The sequence below is a fragment of the Blautia sp. CGZ-1-C1 genome, from assembly GCF_056504575.1.
Window position 1 is genome coordinate 1 of the sequence record NZ_JBWLUT010000179.1, and the last position, 26,559, is coordinate 26,559.

At 43.5% G+C, this 26,559-nt stretch carries 21 protein-coding genes and 2 pseudogenes; 2 read left to right on the top strand and 21 right to left on the bottom strand.

What is annotated here, in order from left to right; all coding sequences use genetic code 11:
• Both AC058W_RS16320 and gpr read right to left on the bottom strand, forming a co-directional pair.
• Positions 1-819, bottom strand: a pseudogene (locus AC058W_RS16320) (hypothetical protein); the annotation flags it as partial.
• A 56-nt stretch (positions 820-875) separates the two neighbouring features.
• Positions 876-1,791: pseudogene (gpr, locus tag AC058W_RS16325) on the bottom strand (GPR endopeptidase).
• Positions 1,792-2,129: 338 nt separating this feature from the next.
• Between gpr and rpsT the strand changes: the two are divergent.
• The gene (gene rpsT, locus AC058W_RS16330) at positions 2,130-2,408 is read left to right on the top strand and encodes a 30S ribosomal protein S20 (protein ID WP_117676189.1); all 279 of its coding nucleotides are present in this window, start codon (positions 2,130-2,132) and stop codon (positions 2,406-2,408) included.
• An 85-nt stretch (positions 2,409-2,493) separates the two neighbouring features.
• Here the strand turns inward: rpsT and AC058W_RS16335 are convergent, their stop codons facing one another.
• From AC058W_RS16335 to moaA, 11 genes are all read right to left on the bottom strand, one after another.
• A complete protein-coding gene (locus AC058W_RS16335; protein ID WP_479390334.1) occupies positions 2,494-2,664 on the bottom strand; it encodes a hypothetical protein in 171 nt (56 codons plus the stop codon).
• Positions 2,585-3,490 carry a DNA polymerase III subunit delta gene (gene holA / locus AC058W_RS16340; protein ID WP_479390335.1) on the bottom strand — a complete coding sequence of 302 codons (906 nt, stop codon included), beginning with the start codon at positions 3,488-3,490 and terminating at the stop codon, positions 2,585-2,587. The genes AC058W_RS16335 and holA overlap by 80 nt, the downstream gene beginning before the upstream one ends.
• 444 nt (positions 3,491-3,934) lie before the next feature.
• Positions 3,935-4,852, bottom strand: coding sequence for a quinolinate synthase NadA (nadA, locus tag AC058W_RS16345; RefSeq protein ID WP_118609584.1), 918 nt, complete (start codon positions 4,850-4,852; stop codon positions 3,935-3,937).
• Between the two features lie 116 nt (positions 4,853-4,968).
• Positions 4,969-5,511, bottom strand: coding sequence for a transcription repressor NadR (locus tag AC058W_RS16350; RefSeq protein ID WP_117676192.1), 543 nt, complete (start codon positions 5,509-5,511; stop codon positions 4,969-4,971).
• A 4-nt stretch (positions 5,512-5,515) separates the two neighbouring features.
• A complete protein-coding gene (nadC, locus tag AC058W_RS16355) occupies positions 5,516-6,373 on the bottom strand; it encodes a carboxylating nicotinate-nucleotide diphosphorylase (protein ID WP_117844823.1) in 858 nt (285 codons plus the stop codon).
• Complete coding sequence (locus AC058W_RS16360; RefSeq protein WP_118609602.1) at positions 6,366-7,655, bottom strand: L-aspartate oxidase; 1,290 nt, start codon at positions 7,653-7,655, stop codon at positions 6,366-6,368. Before AC058W_RS16360 ends, nadC begins: the two co-directional genes overlap by 8 nt.
• A 318-nt stretch (positions 7,656-7,973) precedes the next feature.
• Complete coding sequence (locus AC058W_RS16365; RefSeq protein WP_118609583.1) at positions 7,974-10,301, bottom strand: DNA internalization-related competence protein ComEC/Rec2; 2,328 nt, start codon at positions 10,299-10,301, stop codon at positions 7,974-7,976.
• Positions 10,302-10,467: 166 nt separating this feature from the next.
• On the bottom strand, positions 10,468-11,403 hold the full coding sequence (locus AC058W_RS16370; protein WP_117676195.1) for a GerMN domain-containing protein: 936 nt from the start codon (positions 11,401-11,403) through the stop codon (positions 10,468-10,470).
• 11 nt (positions 11,404-11,414) lie between these two features.
• Positions 11,415-12,839, bottom strand: a complete 1,425-nt coding sequence (locus tag AC058W_RS16375) for a sensor histidine kinase (RefSeq protein ID WP_118411142.1) — start codon at positions 12,837-12,839, stop codon at positions 11,415-11,417.
• A gap of 198 nt (positions 12,840-13,037) precedes the next feature.
• Positions 13,038-13,619, bottom strand: a complete 582-nt coding sequence (gene mobA / locus AC058W_RS16380) for a molybdenum cofactor guanylyltransferase (RefSeq protein WP_178761660.1) — start codon at positions 13,617-13,619, stop codon at positions 13,038-13,040.
• 25 nt (positions 13,620-13,644) lie between these two features.
• Positions 13,645-14,619 carry a GTP 3',8-cyclase MoaA gene (gene moaA / locus AC058W_RS16385; protein ID WP_117676198.1) on the bottom strand — a complete coding sequence of 325 codons (975 nt, stop codon included), beginning with the start codon at positions 14,617-14,619 and terminating at the stop codon, positions 13,645-13,647.
• 284 nt (positions 14,620-14,903) lie between these two features.
• Between moaA and fdhD the strand changes: the two genes are divergently transcribed.
• The gene (gene fdhD / locus AC058W_RS16390) at positions 14,904-15,722 is read left to right on the top strand and encodes a formate dehydrogenase accessory sulfurtransferase FdhD (RefSeq protein WP_119244758.1); all 819 of its coding nucleotides are present in this window, start codon (positions 14,904-14,906) and stop codon (positions 15,720-15,722) included.
• On the opposite strand, the gene mobB is transcribed toward fdhD, so the two are convergent.
• The 8 genes from mobB to AC058W_RS16430 form a co-directional block, all read right to left on the bottom strand.
• Positions 15,697-16,209, bottom strand: a complete 513-nt coding sequence (mobB, locus tag AC058W_RS16395; protein WP_117676200.1) for a molybdopterin-guanine dinucleotide biosynthesis protein B — start codon at positions 16,207-16,209, stop codon at positions 15,697-15,699. The two genes, fdhD and mobB, sit on opposite strands and share 26 nt — an antisense overlap.
• A 16-nt stretch (positions 16,210-16,225) precedes the next feature.
• Positions 16,226-17,491, bottom strand: a complete 1,266-nt coding sequence (locus AC058W_RS16400; protein WP_479390336.1) for a molybdopterin molybdotransferase MoeA — start codon at positions 17,489-17,491, stop codon at positions 16,226-16,228.
• A gap of 16 nt (positions 17,492-17,507) precedes the next feature.
• Positions 17,508-17,936: an MOSC domain-containing protein gene (locus AC058W_RS16405; protein WP_118516690.1), complete on the bottom strand. Its 429-nt coding sequence runs from the start codon at positions 17,934-17,936 to the stop codon at positions 17,508-17,510.
• A gap of 107 nt (positions 17,937-18,043) precedes the next feature.
• Positions 18,044-19,246, bottom strand: a complete 1,203-nt coding sequence (locus AC058W_RS16410) for a PP2C family protein-serine/threonine phosphatase (protein ID WP_242986779.1) — start codon at positions 19,244-19,246, stop codon at positions 18,044-18,046.
• Positions 19,233-20,963: a [Fe-Fe] hydrogenase large subunit C-terminal domain-containing protein gene (locus AC058W_RS16415; RefSeq protein ID WP_117844813.1), complete on the bottom strand. Its 1,731-nt coding sequence runs from the start codon at positions 20,961-20,963 to the stop codon at positions 19,233-19,235. The genes AC058W_RS16410 and AC058W_RS16415 overlap by 14 nt, the downstream gene beginning before the upstream one ends.
• 142 nt (positions 20,964-21,105) lie before the next feature.
• The gene (gene fdhF, locus AC058W_RS16420; RefSeq protein ID WP_479390337.1) at positions 21,106-23,814 is read right to left on the bottom strand and encodes a formate dehydrogenase subunit alpha; all 2,709 of its coding nucleotides are present in this window, start codon (positions 23,812-23,814) and stop codon (positions 21,106-21,108) included.
• A gap of 13 nt (positions 23,815-23,827) precedes the next feature.
• Positions 23,828-25,705, bottom strand: coding sequence for an NADH-quinone oxidoreductase subunit NuoF (locus tag AC058W_RS16425; protein ID WP_117676205.1), 1,878 nt, complete (start codon positions 25,703-25,705; stop codon positions 23,828-23,830).
• Positions 25,702-26,184, bottom strand: a complete 483-nt coding sequence (locus AC058W_RS16430) for a complex I 24 kDa subunit family protein (protein WP_117676206.1) — start codon at positions 26,182-26,184, stop codon at positions 25,702-25,704. Before AC058W_RS16430 ends, AC058W_RS16425 begins: the two co-directional genes overlap by 4 nt.
• Between the last annotated feature and the right edge of the window lie 375 nt (positions 26,185-26,559).

The following is a 26,559-nucleotide window of genomic DNA, read 5'->3' on the forward strand; positions in this document are numbered from 1 at the left end:
TGAATGGCTGTGATAGATAAGAATCTGTGGGGACTCGGTGTCTTTGGAGATTTTAAAGTCCTGATTCAGAAAGTCTTCTGCGCTAATCTGTACGGCATCTGCTTCTGTATTAGAATCTACTATATAAAATTGTCCCAGCAGATAATCATAGTCTGCAAGTTTCGCCGGGGACAGGTCAATTACAGGATGAGGAACTACTGCTGCTATTGTTTCTGTAGTATCGTGGACATCCGGTTCATTGGTGATTGCTGGCTCTGGTGATTCTTTTAATTCTGACTTTTTTTCCTGAATATGCGTTTCATCTGCCACATTTTCCTTTGGTATATCTTCCCCCTGTATATCCTCTTCGTTTGGCATTGTTGTCTCCTGAACCTCTGGAGAGATTTTTGACTCTGACTCTGATTTCTTGTCAGATGCGGTTGTATCTTCTGGTACAGGCGTAGCTTTTGCTGATTTATTTTCTTTATCTGGTTTCTTATTGTCTGACTTCTTATTCTTTTTTGCTAAAGCTTCCGCTTCTTTTTCTCCCTCAGACGGATTCTGCGATTCTTCCGTCATCAAAGAATTGGCTTCTTCCTTGGCTTCCATCTGTTCAGACTTCGCACGTTCACCCAGATATTTTCCATTTTCTCCTGCGATTTTTTCATAGGTTTCCTGATCTTCGTAGGAATGTACCTGAGTCTTTTTTTCCAGAAAGCGGTACAGGGGCAGATGCCTGTACACATTTTCTCCTGTAAAAAGTGCCCCCGGCAGCATCGCCAGAGTGGCAAAAAAGCACATGCTCAGCACAACGCAGAACGCTTTCTGAAAATTTGTCACATGGATCACCTCTTGAATTATCCTATGACCCGATCTTTTTGTTTATACACTTATTCTCACTCTGATATTTCCTCAAATGCCATATTTAGCCCCTCTGAAATCGTAAAACTTAAATATTTCACCGTCTCATCCACATCTTTGGGCGTTACAAACATTGTATGAAGATGTGGCGCGATCATCTCTTCCAGAAATTCTTTCTGTTCTGTCTCTTCCAGTGTATCCAGCAGATGCGCCATGGAGTCATGGACAATGGTGGCTGCATCTACTACTGTGGGAACTCCGATACCAATTACTTTCACCTGAAGATTTTCTTCTGTAAGACCTACCCTGTGATTGCCTACTCCTGATCCCGGATTGATGCCTGTATCTGTAATCTGAATGGTTCGATTGAGACGCCTGGTACTTCTGGCCGCCAGCGCATCGATTGCAATCACTACATCCGGTTTCGTTTCTGCCACGATTCCCTGTATGATCTCGGATGTCTCCATTCCTGTCTGCGCCATAACTCCCGGAATGATTCCACTGGTGCGGTGCATCCTCTCCTTTCCGAGACTCTGCAGACTGCATCTCCCGGATTATATGCCGGGTTATATTAAGATTCTCTACCACATGAGGGCCAAGGGAATCTGCAGTGATTGCAGAATTTCCGAGGCCCACTACCAGAATCGACTGCTCCCGCTCCAGATTTATCAGCTTTTGCAGATGTCTGGCAATCTCTGCTGAAATTTCTCTGTGGTAATCCTCATCATGGACAGAAAGCCCCGGTGCTTCTATGGTAATATAATTTCCCTGTGGACGCCCCATCGTCCGGGCGCCGTTTTCTGTGGTGATTTTTACTACAGTCGTGCGGATATCTTTTTCTTCATTATAATCTTCTGTGACTTCCACACCGCGTACTTCTACATTTTCCTCAGTAAATCGTTCCGTTGCTTCAAGTGCCAGATCTGTTCTTATTCCATGACTTCCAAGCATTCTTCTTTCCTCCCTTATTTTCATCATCCATTCTGTATTATAGTTTTACCATCAGACAGATATTTTCCATTCTCTTCCATTCCCACTTATAGCAATTTCAGAAAATACTGTAAATAATCCAACTCATCAAAATGTGAAGTCCTGCATCATCAAAAACCTCGTTACGGTTCACTCCGTTCTAATAGCAAAACCTCTTACTTTCTATCTATTTTTAGCTTTTTTTATAGAAATATGTATTGACAAGAAAGAATATTTGGGGTAGTATATATAAGCATGTTCATAGAAGCGCCCGTGTCTGTTTCTATGACAGGAGTATAATAATTTTTTATTGAATTAAATTGGAGGTGTACGAATTGGCTAATATTAAATCTGCTAAGAAAAGAATTTTAGTAAACAGAACAAAAGCAGCTAGAAACAAATCTATCAAATCCGCAGTTAAGACTTCTATCAAGAAAGTTGAAGCAGCAGTAGCAAGCAAAGATAAAGCAGCTGCAGAAGTAGCATTAAAAGATGCTGTTTCCACAATCAGCAAAGCTACATCTAAAGGTGTTTATCATAAAAACAACTGTGCAAGAAAAGTTGCTCGTTTAGCTAAAGCTGTTAACAGCATTGACTAATCATATATTTGAATTTTTAATTATAAGCTTATAATTAAAAGGACAGCCATCACCGTCATGTGGCTGTCTTTTTTGTTTGTCTTTTTTAATTTGCAGTACTTACTTTACTGCTATATTTAATAATCAGAAGCTCAACACTCAGTTTATCTTCCAGACGTCCTGTCTTTACCGATTCCTCAGCATCCACGAAATCCTCTACCGCCTGCTCCAGTTCGGATATGGTATACGCTCTGGCGCATGTTGAGATATTTCGCACAACAAAGCTGGGTACCCCAAGCTTTGAGGCAATTTTCTGTCTGGGCAAGTCCTGCTGCCGCAAACTGTTTTGCCTGAAGTAACTGACGGTATTGTTTTGCAAGCAAAAACAGGATTCTCATTGGCGGCTCTTTCAATGTCAGCAAATCATAATAAAGATCCAATGCACGCTTCTGATTCTTCTCGGTTACAGCACGTACCATATCAAAAATTCTGTTCGTTGTCTGAGTAGTGCAGATTTCCTCGATATCTTCTGCTGTTACTATGTCCCGTCCTTCAGTATAACTGATCAGCTTCTCTAACTCCATTCTGAGATTTCCCATGTCTGTTCCTGTCTTGGTGAGAAGAAGTTCCATATCTCTCTGTGTGATCTTCTTTCCTGCTTTTCCAAGTAGTCCTGCCGCCCAGCGCATCAGTGTTTTCTCATCCTGTCTGGCAAATTCTGCGATCGTTCCGCACGCCTTTACAGCTTTATACATACGATTTCGCTTATCTACTTCAGATTCTGCAAAAACCAGACACAGGTAGTCTGGCAGCTCTTTCATATAATCCGCCAGCTCCTCGCATTTATTCTTAAAAAATCCCGTATCTTCCAGCAGGATTACTCTGCGGTCCGCAAAAAACGGCATGGTTTCGCAAAGATCGATCAGCTGTTTGATGTCAACACCTTTTCCCTCATAATGACTGAAATTCATGGTATCCCCATCTGGATTTAATGCCTTTATGAGATTCTGTTTATATTGCTGCTTCAGATATGCCTCTTCTCCATAGAGCAGATACGCCTGTTTGAAATTTCCTGATTTAATGTCTGCCTGTATATTTTTCAATTCTCTACTCCTGATCTTATTTTATGTTACTGCTCATTCCACGCTTCACAAGATGATGATATATAAGCAATAGACTATTCTATTCCTCTTACAGAAAATAATTATGTTAGTAAGTACTATTATATGATATCAGGGTCAAAAGGCCAAAAAATTGTTCGTGCTTGCACGATAAGACTTTTGAACTTGGGACCCGCCAAACATGAGAAAGTAGCGATTTACGCAGTAAATCAGCGGATTTCGAATGTTTGAGAATTGCGGGAGCTGCTTTGCAGCGGAGCAATTCGTAGATATCAAGTTAGGGGCAAAATGCCTTTTGACCCTAACATCATTATATCATTTTTCTATCATGATGATAACAAAAATGATGACAAAGTGATACCACTCTGCCACCATATAATTGTACCAATTTTCTTTTCTAATGACCAGTAGAATTTTATATATATATCAGCCGCCCAGCTCCACCATTCTGTGAATGCATCTTCCGGCACCTTCCATGACATTCTGTGGCAGGAAAATTTCTTCGCCGCCTCTGCCCTTCAGACAGTTATAAATATCCATCAGAGTGGTCACTTTCATATTCATGCAGGTAAGCTGTACCGTAACCGGGTAGAATTTCTTATCCGGACAGGCGAACTGTAGATGTTCTACAATACTATTCTCTGTTCCGATAATAAATTCTTTATGTTCTGACTTTTCGGCAAATTCCATAATTCCCGTTGTTGAGCCTACGAAATCCGCCTGTTCTACTACTTCCTGGCGGCATTCCGGATGTACCAGGAAAAGTGCGCCCGGATGAGCTGCACGGGCTTTTTCCACGTCTTTTGCACTCACTACGATATGTCTCGGACAGCCGCCTCTGTAAAATGCAAATGTTTTCTCCGGAAGTTTCTCTGCTACATAATGTCCCAGATTAGGATCCGGGATAAATAAGATTTTATCCTGCTCCAGTTTTTGGCAGATTTCAACTGCTGAAGAGGAAGTTACACATACATCACATTCTGTTTTAAGTTCTGAAGTTGTATTGATATAGGCAACTACTGCATAGTCCGGATACTGTGCTTTTAATTCGCGCAGTCCTTCCAGATCAAGCTGCTCTGCCATCGGGCAGCCTGCTACAGGATTTGCCAGCCATACTCTCTTATCCGGGCTTAAAATCTTACATGTTTCTGCCATAAAACGGACACCACACATAATCACACCGCTGCAGTCTCTTTTGGAAGCCTGTACGCTCAGTCCGTAAGAATCTCCTGTATAATCTGCCACTTCCAGAATCTCCTGACCCTGGTATGCATGTGCAAGAATGCAAATGTCCTGTTCTTTTTTCATCCGCAGGATTTCCTGCTGAATTTCTGCTATTGTCATTTTTTTATTTCCTTTACTGTACTTAATTTCCCACTACTTATTGCTCTTCACAATCAGGTCAGGAAACTTATTTCTGGTCAATCGGATATCTGAATTTCTCTGCAAATGCCTGTCCACTATTCCTGGTTTTCCACTTCCCAGGGCTGGAGTGGCGCAAGAAATCCTGCCTTTTCCAGCTGTTCTCCGATCAGATCAAGTCTTTCCTGGCTGGCAGCCTCTACCAGATGATAATGATATCCGGAAGTTGCACTGCTTAACACAGTAGAATGGCTGCTGTTGATTGCCTGGACAAATTCATTTACATCCTGTCTGGATCGAATGTCCATTTCCGCACTGACACGCCCGTAAACTCTATGGCTGATACTGATATTTTTTACACGGCCTCCGCAGTCTACGATCAGATTCAGTTCCTCCGCTGCCTGTTCCTGTCCATGACGGACTTTAAATTCTCTGGTACATGCGCTGTCTTTATCCTGCTGCAATACATACCCTTTTGTAGTAGACAGAATCCCTGGTGTAGAGGCCCGGATTACAGCCATATCCTGCACGATTACCTGTCGGCTCACGCCAAACTGTGCTGCCAGCGCTCTGGCCGCCACCGGTTTCTCTGCCTGATGAAGGAGTTTTAAAATTTCAGTTCTTCTCTGCGCAGTATTCATATCTTTATTCCTCGACCGCATGAAGATTTTTCATTGAAATATCCAGAATCGGTGCGGAATGTGTAAGTGCTCCACTGGAGACAAAATCAACACCGGTTTCCAGAATTTTAGCAATATTTTCTTTTGTAATATTTCCGGAGCATTCTGTCTGTGCACGGCCTGCAATGAAGTCTACTGCCTCTTTCATCATTTCCGGTGTCATGTTATCCAGCATAATGATGTCTGCCCCCGCCTCTACTGCTTCCTCTACCTGTTCCATCGTCTCTACTTCCACTTCGATCTTGCGGACAAATGGTGCATATTCCTTTGCCATCGCTACTGCTTTTGCCACGCTTCCGGCTGCACCGATATGGTTATCTTTCAGAAGTACACCATCTGAAAGGTTATATCTGTGATTGCATCCGCCGCCTACACGCACTGCATATTTTTCAAAGACACGACAGTTTGGTGTGGTCTTTCTGGTATCCAGAAGTGTCACCTTACTTCCTTCAAGGAGCTTTGCAACCTGATTCGTGTAGGTGGCAATTCCACTCATTCTCTGCAGATAATTCAGCGCAACTCTTTCTCCGGAGAGAAGAACACGAATATCTCCGGTTACTGTTGCAAGAAGCTCTCCCTTCTTTACACTATCTCCGTCTTTGACGTTAAAGCTGATCTCAGTCTTCTCATCCAGAATCTGGAATACTCTTGCGTATACATCCAGTCCGGCAATAATTCCATCTTCCTTTGCCAGAAGTTCTACACTTCCTTTAACTGCGCTGCGCATAACTGCATTTGTGGAAACATCCTCGCTTGTAATGTCCTCCTGAAGTGCCATACGGATCAGTTCATCTGCCTGCATTTTCATCGTAATATTATTCATGACTCTTTTTCATCCTTTCAATTTCGTTTAATACTGCCTTATGATAGCCATCCAGCAATTCTTCCCTGTTTTCGTACATTTTCATATCGACTGCATCTGCTTTTATATATTCAGGTGCCTGTCCAAATATCATATCATCTGCGGCCTTTCTTGCAAAGACCAAAGATTCCAGCAGGGAATTGCTTGCCAGGCGGTTTCTGCCATGAACTCCGTTACAGCTCGTTTCCCCACAGGCATAAAGCCCTTTCATAGACGTCTTGCTTCCCAGGTTAACTTTAATTCCACCCATAAAATAATGCTGGGCCGGAACAACCGGAATTGGCTCTTTTCTCGGGTCAAATCCTTCTTCTACGCACTGTTCATAAATATGTGGAAAATGCTCCATGATCGTCTTTTCTCCGAGCGGACGCATATCTTCCCACACAAATTCTGTTCCGTCTTTCTCCATCTGCGAAAAAATTTTCTGACTCAGCAGATCTCTTGGCTGTAATTCATTAGTAAAACGCTGTCCGTTTTTATCATACAATATTGCTCCTTCTCCCCTGACGGACTCAGAAACCAGAAATCGTCGTCCCGGTTTGTGAGAATAGAGGGTTGTCGGATGAATCTGTATGTAATCCAGATTTTCCATTGCTACATGATGCTTCATGGCAATTCCCACACCGTCTCCTGCTATATGAGAAAAATTAGTTGAATTTTTGAACAGACCGCCGATTCCGCCGCATGCAAGAACCACATACGAAGAATAGACCGGAAACGCCTGCTCCTCCTGATTCATAACGATAATTCCGCAAACCGTATTTTCTTTGGAAATCAGGTCAACCATCGTCATATATTCACAGATTTCTATATTTTCCTTTGTTCTGACGACATTCAGAAGTGTCTGTGTAATCTCTTTCCCTGTAATATCCTCATGAAAAAGGATTCTTGGCTGAGAATGTGCACCCTCTCTGGTAAATGCCAGGTTCCCCAGACCATCTCTTGCAAAATCTACATGATAACGCAGCAGATCTCTGATAATATCATTGGAACTGCGAATCATCAGATCAACCGCTCTTTTATCATTTTCATAGTGCCCGGCACGCATGGTATCTTCAAAATAATTTTCATAATCATCTTCTCCACGCAGCATGCAGATTCCGCCCTGCGCCAGAAAAGAATCTGACTGATCAGCTTCCTGTTTGGTGATCAGAAGAATTTTCATTTTTTCCGGGAGATTCAGCGCACAGTACAGACCTGCCGCTCCGGTTCCTACAATAATGACATCATAATGTTCTTTCATTTCTTTTTTTCCTCGCACCGGTATCATACCGGATTTTCTTTTTTGTCTGTGCCATTATACTACCTGACTATTTAGGTGTCAAGACACCTAAATATATTACTGTAAATCACTAATCTTGTTACTGTTCACTGCGTTCTCAGTAACACGCTTCGCGATGCACAGAATTTATGCTATTCGCATAAATTCGCGCGGCATGTCTCGGGTTTTCTGTTGCCAGGCATCCGTAAGAAGCTGCCAGTGGCAGGTTCTGTAGGTGACCGTCGCTCACAAAAAACACCTCGCGGGATACTACCTGTGAACAGTAACCTAATCTTTACGTTACTGTGCACACGCTACTATCCCACGAAGTACGCAGTAACTTTTCACAAAGGTATGTTCTCTCTTCCTATATATCGTAACTGCACCCACATCCTTCGTAATCAGCACCTTACTTCCGCTGTTTTCCAGGCGCTTCAGCGTATCCGGCGAGGGATGACCATATGTGTTTGTCGCAGAACAGGAAATAACGGATAATTCCGGTTTTACAACATCAAGAAACTCTTCTCCTGTGGAATATTTCGAACCATGATGTGCCACTTTCAGAAAATCCACATCCTCCAGAACTCCCTTCTGCAATAATTTGTCTTCCGTATCCTTTCCGATATCTCCTGTAAAAACTCCTTTGAACGCTCCGTTTGTCATTTCAATCACCATGGCATCCTCATTCACTTCTTTTCCGGTCGCTCCTGCCTCCGGCCATAATACTTTCAAGGTAGTCTCTCCGTATCTGACTCTATCTCCGGCATTTACATAAATCACCCGTGTCCCTGCTGCCTTTGCTAATTCTGTCAACTCCTGAAAGTTTTTATTATCCTGAACCTCATCCCAGTCCGGCAGGATCAGATTTTCCACACGTATAATCGTCAGACCTTTGCTTATATAGTCCAGAATTTCCCTTACGCCACTAATATGATCCTCATCCGTATGGGAAATATAAATTCCATCCAGTCTGGAAATCCCTCTGCTTTTCAGGTACGGAATTAACTGATATTGTCCCAGACTGCTTTTATTCGTACTTCCGCCATCAATCAGAATATTCCACTGGTTCTCCATTTCTATCACAATTCCATCTCCCTGCCCAACATCCAGACAGGCAATTCGAAAATCCTCTTTCGGTTTATATCCGATCAGAAGAATCCCCAGGCATACCATACCTGCACATAGACATCTGAATTTCCAGATTTCCTTTCTTTTTTTCATCACCGCCGTTTTATTTTCTTTGTATTTTTTCTCCGAAATCCGATATATCCACACCGCACCCGCCAGAATCAGATAATAATCCACAATCTGCCACATTTCAGGCTTTCCGCCAACCCAGGTGCAAAATGGCAGTTTTCCGATTATAATAACCAGTACCTCATAAATCTTCAAAATGGTTCTTCCCGGAATAGCCACCACAAACGCACCTTTTATACTGATCAACCCCAAAAGTGCGTCTGCCGTTCCACTTCCCAATACAACTCCCACTGTAGGCAGTACCAGAAGATTCAGGAAAATCCCCATCACCGACACTTCTCCATAAAACCACAAAACAATCGGAAGTGTAGTAAACTGTACTACTCCTGATGCCAGAAAAGACCATAGTATCTTCTTTCCTGCGTTATCCTCTTTCTCCAAATTTCCCAATGCTTCCTGAATCACCGGCCACACGCATCCGATTCCGATCACCGACCCAAAGGACAGCCAGAATCCCCCATCCAGCAGATAAGCAGGGTTCTCCACCAGAATCAGAATTGCCGCCACTGCCATCCCCGTAGGCATATCATAAATCCGCCCCGCGATTTTTGCCCCTACAGAAAGCAAAAACATACAAACTGCGCGCATCGTGGAAACGCCTCCGCCGGTCATCATTCCGTATTGCAGCATGATTATCAGTGCCAGTAAACCGGCAGGCCAGATACCAAACCCTGCTTTTTTCAGCATATTATACAATCCCATTCCGAGCAGGCTGATATGAAGACCTGAAATCGCCAGAATATGTATGATTCCGGCCATCTGATAACGCATCTTCAATTCCGGATCCAGATTGCTCTTATCACCAAGCACGATTGCTTCAAATGCTCCCGCCTCAGCCCCACAGGTTTTCTCCAGAATTTCCGCAAATCTCTGGCGCATATTAATCAGAAACTGTCCATATGCCGAATGATTCTGCGACTGTTTTTTTATTTTTCCTTTTTTCATCACATAATAAATATGTTGACAGGCATAATACTGTTTACTGTCAAATTCACCCGGATTTCGTGGACTTTCTATCTCTTCCAGCTTTCCGGACACAAAAACAAGACTTCCTGCCAGAAGTTTATTGTGATTGTCCTTTTTGTCCGTATTATACTTTTTTTGTTGCAAATAAACCTTTACATTATCAATGGAAACTTTTTCAGAATTGTAAATAAGATAAGTATTTTTCAGATATACAGATTGTGTTTCTTCATTCTCCTGGCACCTGACCACCTCCCCGCAGATGGTGGATTCCGGGTGCTTATTGATCCATGTCTGCACAGACTCTGGCAGTGGATTTCCCCGTATCAGGGAAAATCCCAGCCAGTCTGTCACACACAGAAAAACAACCAGAAGCAGGCACAGGATACACACCGGGCGTCTCCTCACTCTTGCACCTCTTCTCTTATATTGTTGCTTCGCAATTATTCCCTACGCTCGGAGTTGCGAGTTCGAAACCATTACGAATTTACATCTGATAACAAAATTTTAACTTGTATGTTTCGTCTGCTGATCATGATAGTCATTTAATTAATCACATAAGAACTTTCATCTCTCATTCTTTAATGACCAACTTGTCATTTCGTTCATAGAAACGATACAGCGCCATTTTCTCACCAAAGGTATCCAGCTTATCCGTCGTACCAACGGTAATCTGCACTTTGTCCGCCTCAACCGCATCCAGCAGTGAGTTTACTACAGAATACACCGGTATATTTTCCGACACATCTAATGCATAAGAGGAAAATACCCTGTCAAATGCTACATAACAGACTCTGTCTGCTATCGTTACATCCAAAACCTCGGTGTTCTCCGGAATCGTCGGGTAATGCCCTTTCTCCAGTGGTCCTTTCATAAGCTGCTCCAGGACGATCCTTTCCTTTGGAATACTACGTTTATACCGCACTGTCCTCTGCTCTTTTACCAGTTTCTGACCTTCTTTGTCCGTAAAATAGAGCGTAAATGTATTGCTGCAGTAGGCATCCGGCTCACTTCCCGTAAACTCGGCAAAAGTATCTGCTGTCATATTTCCCACTGCCTGGCCTCTGGAATCTGTCAGGTCTTCATTCTCTATCGTAAACTTCACAGAGCTGATTCCCGGAACCTGCAGGAAAGTTTTGACAACCCCCGCACGCACAAGCAGTTCTCTTGCACGACTCATATCACTGTACTGACTGTTAAAGTTCACAACCAGTACATCTCCTTCAATGCTGTAATTCATCTGCACGCCCTCTGGCAAAAGACCTATTCCATCCGCCGAGTCAGCTTCCTGACTGTTCATCCGCTGCATCATATCTTTCAGCATATACTCCGCAGTTGTCTCCTCTGGAAAATAAGATTCTTTCTGAAGCTGTGTTTCGTCAGCACTGATATCATACAGATAATATACGCTTTTTTGTTTATTTGGATCTTCATGCACCTCTATTGAGCATCCTGCCAATAGGAGGCTCAATATCAACATGGATATGATCATTGTAAATTTTTTTCTCACAACGGCACCTCCTATGACGGTATATATGACAGAGGAATGCGGACTGAGAATGTAGTTCCCTCGCCCTCTCTGCTGAATACTTTGATTGCTCCATGGTGCATTGCAATAGAACTTTTGGTAATTGCCAGTCCAAGACCGGTTCCTCCGATCTCTTTCGAATGCGATTTGTCCACACGATAGAAACGTTCAAAGATTCTCTCTATACTGTCCTCTGGAATTCCCATGCCGGAGTCTGCCACTGTTACATAGAAATACTTATAATCCGCATCCAGCGATACGCGTACCCAGCCATCATCCACATTATATTTAATGCCATTCTCCACCAGGTTACTGATCGCCAGAGTAAATTTGACCTCATCCACATCTGCCTCTACAGGCCGGAAACAATCCAGAATCAGGTCAATATTCCGCTTATCTGCAATCGGGCGCAGGCGCTTAAGGATGTCCTCAAGAAGCTGATTGATATCCATATGCGTGATATTCACATCCGCAGCTTTCTTGTCCATTTTTACAAGAGAAAGTAAGTCAGTGATAATCTTATTTTCCCTGTCGATCTCGGCAGTGATATCACCCATAAATTCCTGATAAAGTTCCTCCGGAATTCCCTGCTGCCCTACCAGCGAATCTGCCAGGACTTTCATGGATGTCAGCGGTGTTTTCAGCTCATGAGACACATTTGATACAAACTCCTGTCTGGATTCATCCAGAATTCTCATGCGGTTAACCATCTTATTAAAAGCATCTGTGATCAGTTCTGTCTCTGTATAGTCAGGAACACTGATTTCTTCATCCAGCACTCCATCCGTCAGATCCTCGATAGATTTCGTTACTCTGGCAAGTGGTTTTACAAGTATCGTCGATAACAGCCATGCCAGAAATCCTGCAAGAACAATAATGATTCCAATCAGCATGACGCCTCTCTGTTCCAGTTCCGCAAGTGTCTCTGCGATATCAATCGCCGAAACAGTTACAAGCATAACTCCCTGAAACTGCTGAACATCCGGACTCTGGACAGGCACAGCCAGTTCCAGCACTTTATTCTTTGCATCATAATTGCTTGAAATTCCATCCTTAAGACATGATACAGCTAAAGAACTCAGAAGTGTCTTTCCCTCTTCCGTGTGGAACGTATCGCTCACTATCTTAAAATCTCTGTCAGCCAGCAGAACACGTCCATTATACACATTGGAAAACAGCTCCAGCTTGCTGTTTACAGTCTCTGAGTCTGTATCATTGAGATAATTCTCTTTGATGATCAGATTGCACAGAATATCACACTGGTCGCTTACTCTCTCAGAAAGCATTGAAACCGCCCGGTCCTGATAGTTATGGAGCATTGTATAAGTCACAATAACACCTGGCACAATTCCCAGAATGATCAAGATAATCAGAATACGAAAACGCAGACTTCTGAAAAAATTGTTTCTCTTTTTCATCTTTTCAACTCCGTTCTCTTTTTGTATGCACTTTTGCCCATACATTCTTTATCCGCAGAACACATTTTTGTTTCCCGAATTGATATCATCTTATCACATAAGAAAAAGCTTTTCTACCATAAATTTTCTATCATAAACCCAAATCATAAGCTAATCGTTTTTATCTGGCATATAAATTTTTCCTTAACCTGAACCTTTTTATTTCTGTCCAAAATGTTTTTCAACTGTCTCTTTATAAATTTCCGGATCATTAATATTAGAAAAATACCAGTCTTCTGCCTGGCTTTCATAGCATTCATATCCAGTTTTTCTCAGGAAAGCAAATACAGAACCCTTTCTAAGAGTGATTTCCTCCAGCATCGAATCCGCCAGGTCTGTCCTGTAAATTCCCATCAATGGCTCCTCATGACCGCTATGTCTCAGAATTACAGCATCTGACTTTGCTCTGTTCACAGTACTAATCAATGCAGACAACTCCTGCACCGGAACTAGCGGCACATCAACACCAAGCACCAGACAATGTGGGTTCTCTGCCCTGCGCAAGCATGCTTCCAGACCTCCAAGTGGTCCTTTTCCCGGAATGCGGTCTGTCACAACCGGATATTTATATTTCTTTTCTCCATGATAACCAGACAAAATAATATCACTGATTCCAAGCTTTTCTCCTTTTTCTATCTGCATTTCAAGAAACGTCTTTCCATCTATCATAAGATCTGATTTATCACATCCCATACGGCGGCTTGCACCACCGGCAAGAATTATCATAGATATTTTCTGCATTATCAACTCCCCCTGCTTTTGTAAATCATCCGCCAATCTGCGACATTCCTCGAATCTCATCCTGCTCTGTCTTTGCTTCGTAAAAATTATGGCTGACCGGTTTATTCCAGATTACCTGGTAAATTGCCTCTTTCAGTTCCTGATCTGTGCATCCGCCGCGCATTAACCCTCTAAGGTCTGTGCCTTCCTGATACTGGAGGCATCCTTTCATAAATCCTTCTGATGTCAGACGCACACGATTACACTGATTGCAGAATTTATGCGTCATGGCACTGATAAATCCGATTTTTCCCTTAAATCCCGCAATTTCATAATAATGACAAGGTCCATTTCCATAGCGTTCTTTTACCGCATGCATCGGTCCATATGCTTCTTCCAGTACTGTTTTGATGGATTCCTCGTCTTGAAATGGAAATTGTTTTCCATATCCGATAGGCATCATCTCAATGAACCGCACGTGGATCGGATATTTCTTTGCAAGTCCGGCAACAGCTATGAAGTTCTCTTTTTCTTTGATGACAGGTACACTGTTGATTTTCAGTGACAGTCCCGGATGAGTAAGTGCTGCTTCAATTCCCTTTAACACCTTGGCAAGGTCATCTCTTCTTGCCACTTTCTTAAACAGCTCCGGATCAAGCGTATCCAGACTGATATTAATGGCATCAATTCCTGCCTTCAGCAGATCATCCAGCTGTTCCTCCAGCAGAATTCCGTTTGTCGTCAGTGTTACCTTTTCGATTCCCGGAATTGCCTTGATCTGTCCGGCAAGACTTGCGCAGCCTTTTCGCACAAGGGGCTCTCCGCCTGTCAGTTTTATCTTGCGAATCCCCAGTTCTGCACCGCACCTGCAGATACGAAGGATCTCGTCATATGTGAGGATTTCTGCGTGCGAAAGTGATTTCACGCCTTCCTCCGGCATACAGTAGATGCATCGAAGATTGCATCTGTCTGTGAGGGAAATTCTTAAATAGTCAATGTTTCTTCCGTATTTATCTATCATAATTGGCTCTACCTGCCTTTTAATTTATAGTTAATATCCAGTTACTGTTCACTCCGTGTTACTGTTCACTCCGTTCCTAGTAACAATCTCCATTTCATTTGACACCCTACAGACCGCAGTTTATACTGGAAGTATCAAATAATATTACTGTTGCTCCGTAATCCAAACACATAAATTTGTATCATATATCCCCCATTTTTTACATTCGTACCAAATATCTCAGGGGATGATGTATCATCCGAACAGTAATACAAAATCTCCTTATATAAGAAAGGACTCATCATATGAAAATCAACGAACAATACCACAATCTGAATCTTCTCGAAAATGTCACCTATGAGTTTCTTGGCCGTGATGGAGAAGCTCACGAAGAGACAGAACCTATTCTGGTGGAACACATGATGAATGTGTACGTAAATGAGCGTTTAACTATGAAGCTTGTCTGTATTCCGGAACATATGGCTGAATTGGTTCTCGGACGTCTCTTCACCGAGGGAATCATCTCATCCGCTGACGATATAGAGCAAATCTACATCTGCGAATTTGGCAAACGTGCCCGCGTGATCTTAAATAAAAATAAATCCGGGCAGCCTCATGAGGAAAACGAAGATTATGTTGCGCCTACTCCTACCTGCTGCACCGGAAATCGTATTCTTAATGATTATTTTACCACAGATGAGCCACTTGCACCAGTCACTCCGATTCCATGGAAGAAACAATGGGTCTTCGATCTGGCAGACTGTTTTGCAAACGGCACACCGCTTCACAGCCAGACCTGGGCAACTCACAGCTGTTTTCTCTCCTGTGACGGAGAACTGCTTTTCCAGTGTGAGGATATCGGCCGCCACAATGCACTGGACAAAGCCATCGGCTATGCTCTGCGCCACAACATTGATCTGAAAAAATGTATCGTTTATTCCAGCGGACGTATCCCTACTGATATGGCGATCAAAGCAATCCGCGCCGGCATTCCTGTTCTGGCAAGTAAGGCCTCTCCATCCGCCGAGGCAGTTGCCATGGCCAAAGAATATCAGCTTACACTAATCTGCGCCGCACGCCGCGACCGTATGAAACTCTTTAATGGAAATAATCCGACAGAATAAATTCCGCTATACTCTTTGCATTGTCCAGTTCAAAAAACGGTATTTTCTCCAGTATAGGCAATGTATCTCTTTCTTCTGCATCCAGATTGGTGGCAATCGCCATCAGTCTTTCTGGATTGCAGACACTCATCATTGAATTTCCTTTACGTATAATTTCAATTTTGGGATAATCGCTGTATTTAAATCCCTCCAGCAAAATCAAATCCGCTTCCGGAAAAAATTCCACTAATTCCGATTCCGATATCTGAGGCTGCTGCTTTACCAGCATATATTTCCCCGCCGAAAAAACTGCTGTCCCGTAAGCTCCCGCCTGAAGCTGACGATATGTATCCGTTCCCGGTACATCAGGCTCAAAATCATGACCATCATGCTTCAGTACAGCCACCTTAAGCCCCTTTTCTTTAAAAATCTCCAGCAATTTGCAGATCAGCGTTGTTTTTCCGGAATTCTTCACTCCGCTGATTGCAAATATTCTTTTTCTTTCCACCAGTTTCTTATTCCTCTCAAAGTAAAATCGCGCTCACCTTATCTCCAACGTTCAGATCCTTACTCTCCGTTTTTTCCATCGTTTTCGTGTCAATCAGACAGTTACAGCCTGCCATAGAGCTGAGTACGCCATTGGAATGAAGTCCGTTTGGAAGATGAAATTCCCCATTCTCCCAATGTGCGCGGATAAAACGGCGGCCTTTTACTCCTTTCGGGAAGTCATCAGCCATGATTCCAGCTATCTGTTTCAAGCCAACAGACGGATTTCGCATCATTTTCTCCAATGCCGGTCGAATCAACATTTCCACAGTAACTGCAACACCAAATGGATTTCCTGAAAGACTGATAACTGGAATATCCTTCCCGGAATCACTGCCATCTGTAGCGGCATTATCAGAAACCGCTTTATGATAAACCGAAAACAGTGTCGGCATTCCCGGTTTCATTTTTACTCTCCAGAAAATTCTCTCTGCGCTAATGAGTTTCAGGGATTCGTGCATGATATCTTTCTTTCCCACAGAAACGCCGCCTGTGGTAATAATCATATCTGCCTGTTCTGCCACTTCTTTTAGTTTCTCTGCCATAATATGCGGATCATCTTTGACCGCCTCCATATAAAAAGGTGTGATTCCAAGCTCCCGCAGTCTGGCTGAAAGCATGGTCATATTGCTGTTATAAATCTTTCCTTCCGGCAAAGGACTTCCCGGTTCTACCACTTCATCTCCTGTAGTCAGAAGAACGATCTTGGGCTGACGGTACACCGGCACTTTCGCCGCGCCCATACCTGCAAGAACAGCGGCTTCCACATAGCCAATACGCGTATCTTTCTTCAGAAGCGTCGTTCCTTTTTTGAAATCCTCACCCGCAAAGCAATAATTGTCCCATTTTTCCTGCCCGCAATATACTTCTACGATATCTTCTCCATAATTGGTATTCTCCTGATAAATACAGCAATTGCAGCCATTCGGAATCGCAGCACCGGTCATAATGCGTACTGCCTGCCCGCTCTGTATCTCTCTTTCTGAATACTGTCCCGCATCAACCTCTTCCATTACTTTCAGCATCACCGGAGTATCCGGTGATGCACCTGCAAGATCTTCCGCTTTACACGCATATCCATCCACCGGAGATTTATCAAAAGGAGGATTGTCAAACTCTGCCACCATATCCTGTGCCAGAATTCTTCCCCCTGTTTTATCCAGTTCAATTTCTTCTGTCTCATTTATTACAGGCGTATATTGCAGAATCATCTCTGTTGCCTGTTCTACACTGATTCCCTCCACGCACTAAATCCTCCTTTTATCTTTTAATTTCCGCTCCTTCTTTTAGGATTCCTTTCTTCAGAATCTGGCAAAAAACAAACCATGGTTCCATCGGTGAGCAGACTTTCTCGCCTTTATATGCATCGGATGCAGGACCTCCTGCTCCAATCCGAACCACTTCCAGAAGCACATCTTTGCAATGAAATCTATTTCCTTCTTTAATTGTTTCCCAGTTAATTCCCTCTACCAGAAGATTCTCGCCGAACCTTCCATATCGAAAAGTTTCATCTGACTTGTCAAAGTATTCTTTTACCTTTTCATACGGGAGAAGACTGACCTGTTTTCTTCCGCCCATTCCATAGTGCACATCGCCAACAAGTCCCTGCAGATCTGCTTCGCATTCATGAATGTTCTGCGAACTGGTCTTGCGTTCTTTGCTGATACACACACATAATATTTTCGCCATTTTCTGCCTCATCCTTCCTGTTTGCCAAACGTATAAATAGTCAATCGGACATTCGCAATCCGCTTCCGCTACGTGACTCTACACCGAATAACTGCTTATTGATTCGGTTAAATAGCCCAGAATGCAATATTGACATTCTTCCCCGCATTCCGAAGATATTCCACAAGCTGTTCTGCCGCTTCTTCTTTACGCTTCTCCGTAATTCCCAGCTCTGCATTATTCTTATTAATCGCACCACCAAAATAAAAATTAATATCCGTAGCCTTCTCGAAAAGCAGAACTCCCAGCAATGCAGCTGCATCTTTCTTTCGTTTCAGCTTATTAAATGCCAGCTTATCGTCCAGCCACTCCTCACAATATTCCAGCAAATGTTCAATTGTGAGAAAGCCTTCCGTCACCAGTTCTGCTCCTTCCAGCTTATAATACCCCGGAACCTCCCCGCAGGCAGTATCACTGAGAGAAACCAGCTCTTTTCCAAGATATCTGGCAGCACACTGGGCAGTCGTCCCGCCACAAATCACATGATACCCTTCTTCCTCAAAGAAAGATTTCAGATATCGTTCATCATGCTCTTCCTTACTCGGCGGTCCGATCATAATGTTTACAACCTGTTTCTGACGCATTCTAAGCACGATAGCCGTAATATCATCATCTGTCTCATTCAGGTTCAGATCCAGACTTGCCTCAGCCAGATAACCAGCCATCTCCTGCGCACTCATACCCTTATGATATTTCGCTCTGCAAAAAGCCATCACATCTTCTCTGCCCCAGCCTCCATTAGTGGTCTTTCCCATTCCGGCATTCGTCACACCGTCAGACATAATGATCAGCATATCCTCTTCTTTCAGCTCAAAACAGCTCTTATGAATTTCTTTCTCTTCGATCATACTGGTTTCCACCGGATAATCAAAGAGTTTCCCATCTCTGATCAGAATCGCATCCGGATTATCAAACTGATAAAGACTGACCTGTTTTCCCTGAAAATTCAGCACCGTAAAGGTTGCATATGCCAGATTCCGCACACTGCACACCGGCAAAGTTTTTGCGACCGCACGCACTGCCTCATCCAGTTCTACCTGATTGATGATCATGGTACTGAGCATCGTAGCCGTCAGCGTGGAAAGAATATTTGCCTTCACCCCGCTGCCCAGACCATCCGAAAGAACCAGCACATGATCTTTATCATTTTCTTCAATTTTATAGCAGTCTCCACATAAGAATTCTTTCTTCTTATTCAGACTCACGTGACCAAAATCAATGCAAAGTCTGTCAAACTCCACATTCAGTCCCTGATGCCTATTTCTTTTCATTCGGTTCTTCACTCTCCAGAAGTATGGTATTTTTCAGCTTTTCAACAGCAACCTTGGTATCCGCCGCAGTCTCTCCCAGAAGCCCTGCAATCTGCTGAACGATCTTTAGCTGTTCTTCCACCAGTTTATCCGCCATCCGCGCAGCTTCAACCTGCGCATGATAAATCTGATCCTTATGTTTCCGTTCTTTCGTGATGTCCTTCATAATACAGAGTATCATTTTATTCTCTTTATCATTGGTCATTACACGATCCAGATAACACTTCTGATCTTCCAGATAAATCTCATCCTGCATCAGATTCCGGTCAAAAGCCAGAATGCTGGCAAGACTGTAATCGTCCATGATCTCTGATACCGGTTTGCCGATCAGCCGCCTTTTTTTCGGTACATTAAACAACTTCGTTGCAGCCTGATTCATCTGAATAATCTTCAGGTTATAATCAACTGTTACCAGAAGTCCTGGCATAGCATTAAAGACCTTATTAGAATAACTCTCCTGCCTTGCCCGCATATACGGAATACACATGGCAACCTCAGCCTTATTCTGGATAATGGCGATTGCTTTCTCCCTGCAGGTGTTATACCCGCAGGCACCGCAGTTTAATTCATCCTTTGGAGAAAATTTTCCCATTTCAGCCAGCACATCTCTGATTTCTTCCTCAGAAACCTCATCCTCCGCCTGAACCTGCGCAGGACAATAACCGAAATTCCTTCTCAGCTCAAATTCCGGTAATTCATAATCTCCCGCTTCTTCGTGAAAATTTTTTCCAAAAGCTGCATTTTTAACCGCAAAAACATCCGCCAGGTAACGTCCTTTTTTCATCTGAAAGGACGGACCGGCCACACAGCCACCGCTGCATGCATACATTTCCAGAAAACAGTTCTCAAAATCCTCCGGATGGAGTTCTTTCAGAACTTCCCTGCACTGCTCCATTCCACTTACAGAAAGCTTACGGATTCCCTTTACTGTTCCCAGAAGATCCGTCAGTCCATCTGCAAGGGCAATCTCTCTTGAGCGGTAGGCACTTCGTTCCGGTTCTTCCTCTTTTACGGAAATGCCTTCCTTCTTCAGCCATTCTGCCAGTTCCTCCAACGTGATCACATAGTCTACTTCATTGCCAGGCTCCCGCAGTTCTGACATAACAGAAATGCATGGACTTACATAAACAATTCTTGCTTTCGGATACTGCTTCTTAAGGTAATTGGCATGAAACTGCATCATAGAAGCAGACTGCACCAGATTTCCCAGAAGATGTGGATAATGTTTCTTTATCAGCTGCACGATTACCGGACAGGCGGAAGAAATCATCACACCCAGCTCTTTCTGTTCCGGAAAAAGAGCCCGATACTGCGCCGTCATCAAACTTGCGCCCTCAGCCGCATCTGCCACATCTGCAAATCCCAGTTTCTTCATTGCTTCTCTGATTTTATTGATTCCAGTTACCCCGAACCGCGCCAGATATGCCGGATGAAGCGAGGCAATAACCTGCGCTTTATTTTCCATTGCACTGCGAATCGCCGGGATCATATTCTGTTCTTCCTTGGCATCCTGCGGACAGACAAGAATACATTTCTCACAATAAATACACTGGCTCTCGATAATTCTCGCCTGATGATCATGGACTCGAATCGCCTTGACCGGGCAGTTTCGGACACATTTATAGCAGTTCTTACAACTGACTTTCTTAAACTGAAGGATTGACTGAAATCTCTGCATGCCACATACTCCTTGTAATAATCTTAGAGCGTGTTAAAAAAGCTCTGGTAAATAAATAAAAAATCATTTCATCTCATTTTATATAAAGGAATATGGAGCTGCCGCCAGGACAGCAGATCCAAGCGACAGCCCCATATAATTTTTATGCTTTCTCAATCTTAACTGCACATACCTTATATTCCGGTATTCTTGCATATTTGTCAAGTGCTGCATTCGTCAGCCAGTTTGCATTTCCATCCGGGAAGTGGAATGGCATCCAGCTCTCACCCGGTGAAGTCTTAGTACCTACACGTGCGGTAGATTCGATAAATCCTCGTCTGGAAGAAACTCTGACTTTATCACCGTTTTTGATACCAAGTTTATCTGCATCTACGATATTCATTTCAATAAATGATTTACCTTCGATTTCCATAAGCTCAGGTGTCTTTCCGGTCATAGCTCTTGTTGTGTAGTGATACAGGATACGTCCTGTCATCAGGATGATCGGATAATCATCATCCGGAAGCTCTGCGGACGGTACATATTTAGCCGGATAGAACCAGCCAAGACCACGGGAGAATTTACCCACATGCATGATCGGGGTTCCCGGATGATCCTTGGATGTACATGGCCACTGAAGTCCCTGTCCGTGAACTTCTTCACTATCGAGACGTTCATGGCTGATACCTGCAAAGCTCGGTGTCAGAGATGCGATCTCGTCCATGATCTGTGCAGATGTCAGATGTGGCTGCGGATATCCCATACGGTTCATCAGATCAATAATGATATCTGTATCCAGTCTCATCTCGCCAGGCACTGTGACAGCCTTGCGGACTCTCTGTACACGACGCTCTGTATTGGTAAATGTACCCTCTTTCTCTGCATAGCTTACACCAGGAAGAATAACATCTGCATACTGAGCTGTCTCTGTCATGAAAAGTTCCTGAAGTACAAAGAAATCAAGGCTCTTTAATGCTTTGATAATGTGTGTAGTATCCGGATCAGTAACTACCGGGTCCTCACCATAAATATACAGACCCTTGATCTCGCCTGTGATTGCCTTCGGGAATACATCAGTTGCATGAGTTCCGATATTCGGATCAAGTTTTACACCCCATGCTTTCTCGAATTTCTCACGAACTGCAGGATCAGTAACCTTCTGATATCCTGGATATACATTCGGCTGAGCACCCATATCGCAGGCACCCTGTACGTTATTCTGTCCACGAAGCGGGTTAACACCACAGCCTTCACGTCCAAGCTTGCCAACCATCATCGCCATATTGGACATGGACATAACGCCCTCTGTACCTGTGGAATGTTCGGTTACACCAAGGCAGTAGATGATCGGAGCGCGATCAGCTTTTGCATACATGATCGCTGCTTTTCTAAGATCGTCTGCGTCAATGTGGCAGATCTCAGCTACCTTCTCAGGTGTGTAATCTTTTACGATTTCCTTTAATTCTTCGAAACCTTCTGTACGCTCTGCGATGAACTTGTCATCCTGAAGACCTTCAGAAAGGATCACATTCATGATACCGTTTGCAAAAGCAACATTTGTACCTGGTTTCAGTTTCAGATGGATATCTGCTTTCTTAGCCAGACCAATATCACGAGGGTCAACTACGATCAGCTTGCAGCCTCTCTTGATGGCCTGACGGATCTGCATGCCGACTACAGGATGTGCTTCCTCAGGATTGGAACCAACCAGCATGATCAGATCTGCATTCTTTGTGATATCTTCGATAGGGTTTGTCATGGCGCCTGAGCCAAGAGTCATTGCAAGACCTGATACAGATGCGGAATGACATACACGTGCACAGTTGTCTGTATTGTTGGTGCCGAAGCAGCAGCGAACCATCTTCTGTACCATGTAAATATCTTCATTGGGTGATCTGGAGCATGCAAAACCTGCAAGGGAATCAGAGCCATATTTCTTCTTGATTTCCATAAACTTGGAAGCTACAAGATCAAGTGCTTCATCCCATGTTGCACGTTCAAATTCACCTGTCTCTTTATTCTTAATTAACGGATATTTGATACGCTCCGGAGACTGTACGAAATCGAAGCTTCCGCTGCGGCCTTTAACGCAGAGCAGACCTTTGTTGGATGGTCCGTTTGCAGCCTCTGTATCCACAATCTTTCCGTCTTTTATGAGGAGATAATACTGGCAGCCTGTTGCACAATGTGGACAGGTAGTCAGAACCTTCTTGTCAATCTGGTATGGACGATATTTCTTTCTGCGCTTCATGGTTAACGCACCTGTCGGACAGGCCTGAACACAGTTACCACAGGATTCACAGATACCTTCATTCCATTTATGTTTATAATGTGCACCGATTACGGAGTTGAAACCACGATCCATGGTATCGATCGCACCTCTTCCTACGATTTCTTTACAGGTATTCACGCAGCGGTGGCAGAGAATACACAGGCTTGGATCATAGGTAAAAAATTTGTTTGTATCATCAATCGGCATATCCTTCATTTCACCAGGATAGCTTGTCTCAGTTACACCATATTCAAAACAGTAATCCTGTAATTTACAGTCACCGTTTGCCTCGCATGAGAAGCAATGTACACGATGGTCGGAAAGAAGGAGGTCAAGTGTATCTTTACGATATGCAACTACCTTCTCGGACATTGTCTGTACTTCGTCTCCTTCTGAACAGCGAAGTGTACATGCCGTATCAAATTTGGTTCTGCCATTGTTTGTTACTTCTACCACGCATAAACGGCAGGAACCATCCGGCAATACATTCTCCAGATAGCAGAGTGTAGGAATCTCCACTCCGATCTGTCTGGCAGCCTGCAGAATAGTCGTACCTTTCTCTACCTCTGCAGGAATTCCATCTATTGTCAAATGAATCATCTTTTCACCCTCCTTAATTCACAGAAATTGCACCGAATACACAATTTTCCAGACATGTTCCGCACTTAATACACTTGGAGGTATCAATGCTGTGAGGCTCTTTCTTATTTCCTGTGATAGCACCAACCGGGCAGTTTCTTGCACACTTGGTACATCCTTTACATTTTTCAGGATCGATCACATAAGAACGCATTGCCTTACATACATGAGCTGCGCACTTCTTATCTACGATATGTTCTACATATTCATCACGGAAGTTCTTTAAAGTGGAAAGTACCGGAAGCGGTGCACTCTTACCAAGTCCGCAAAGTGAACGGTCTTTGATAAAGTTTCCAAGATGTTCCAGTTTCTCCAGATCTTCCATCTCACCTTTACCATCTACGATCTTCTCAAGAATCTCAAGCATACGTTTCGTACCGATACGGCAAGGTCCGCATTTACCGCAGGATTCTCTCTGAGTAAAGCCCATGAAGAATCGTGCAACCTCTACCATACAGGTATGTTCGTCCATAACTACCAGACCACCGGAACCAACGATCGCTCCGTATTTCTTGACAGAGTCAAAGTCAAGCGGTACATCCAGATGTTCTTCTGTCAGACATCCGCCGGACGGACCACCAATCTGAACAGCCTTGAATGCAGCGCCGGATTTCAGTCCTCCACCGATATCGAAAATAATCTCTCTTAAAGTTGTTCCCATCGGAACTTCGATCAGACCTGTATTTTCGATAGAACCGGTCAATGAGAAAGTCTTTGTTCCAGGTGAACCCTCTGTACCGATACTTCTGTACCAGTCAGCACCTTTGAGAATGATTTCCGGAATATTTGCATAAGTTTCTACGTTATTAAGGACTGTAGGTTTCGCCCAAAGTCCCTGCTCTACTGTACGAGGCGGTTTTACACGAGGCATACCTCTGCTTCCCTCGATAGAAGCAGTAAGGGCAGAGCCTTCACCACATACGAAAGCACCTGCACCACGGTTGATATGCATATGGAAAGAGAATCCTGTTCCGAGAATATTGTCTCCCAGAAGTCCGTTCTCCTCCAGAACTGCAATTGCATGTTTCAGACGTGCTACAGACTGCGGATATTCTGCACGTACATAAATATATCCATGCTGTGCTCTTACTGCGTAAGCTGCAAGCATCATACCTTCGATCAGACGATACGGATCACCTTCCATTACGGAGCCATCCATAAATGCTCCCGGGTCACCCTCATCACCATTACATACTACATAATGAACAGGATCAGCCTGACGGGCTACCTGAATCCATTTCTTACCAGCCGGGAAGCCACCGCCTCCACGTCCGCGGATACCGGATTTATCAACCTGATCGATAACCAGATCCGGATCCATCTCAAACATCGCTTTCTCCAGCGCCTGGAAACCACCGCTTGCTATGTATTCCTGCAGAGATTCCGCATCAAATTTGCCACAGTTTTTCAGAACGATTCGTGTCTGTTTTGCGATAAACGGGATATCCTGTGGTCCGCGGCTTACCTTACCGCCTTTCTGATAAAGCAGTCTCTCGATTGTCTCATTTCCCTGAACGCTCTTTTCAAAAATCTCCTGGCAGTCTTCGATCTGAACCTTTGTATACTGGATTACGTCGTCACCCTTCTGGATACGAACCAGCGGTCCAAGTTCACAGACACCCTGACATCCGGTTTTCTTCACACCTACGTGTGCATCTTTGTCATGAGGTCCAAATTCAATACTTACTCCCGGGGCATCCTTGGCGATCTCCAGGAATTTCTCATAAATCTTCTGGGAACCGGTCGCTACACATCCGGTACCTGAACAGACGAGAATACGACAGTCATAAGAATCCAGCACCTTTATGGCTTCTTCTCTGACCTGGTCCAATGCTTCTTTATTCTGGATCATCCCTGTTCGCCCCCTCTCAGTTTATCAATCAGCTCATCTGCTTTCTCCGGTGTCATTCTCGGATGAACATCATCATTGACCATCATTGTCGGCGCAAGTCCGCATGCACCAAGACAGGAAACTGTTTCCACTGTAAACATCATATCGTCTGTCGTCTTTTTTGTCTTGGACAGACCAAGTTTCTTATACAGTTCTTCCAGAACCGGAATGGATTTTCTTACATGACAGGCTGTTCCGTCACAGACCTTGATCACATATTTACCTTTTGCCTCGAATGAAAAGTTCTCATAGAATGTTGCAACACTGAATGCTTTCGCTTCTGTTACTCCGATCTGATCAGCCACATAGGTCAGCAGTTCTCCCGGCAGATATCTGTACACGCCCTGAATATCCTGCATGATCGGAATCAGTGATGCCGGCTTTTTACCATAGAAAGCAATAATCTCGTCCGCTTTCTGATAAAATGATTGATCTAGCATTTCGCACCCTCCTTATACCTTCTTTTTCTCTTTTTATTGCACTCTTTACATATTGTAACGATAATTATAACCCTTTTTCGTCATTTTAACAACCTGATTTATAGAAATTTTCTAATTTTATATCATTTTTCTCTATAAATGTTGCTTTTGTTTGTTTAATTTTTATCAAATTAATAAAATTACACACTAAATAAGACAAAACAAAACTAAACACCACATCAAGTTGACAAGATATTCTCGATCCTGTCTGGAGGATTTTTATATCATAGAAATATTACTGAGTAATTTCCTATGATACTGATACAATGATACTGATACAAAAAAGCTGATATTTCATAACCATATGATTTATGAAATATCAGCTTCTTTGTTTTC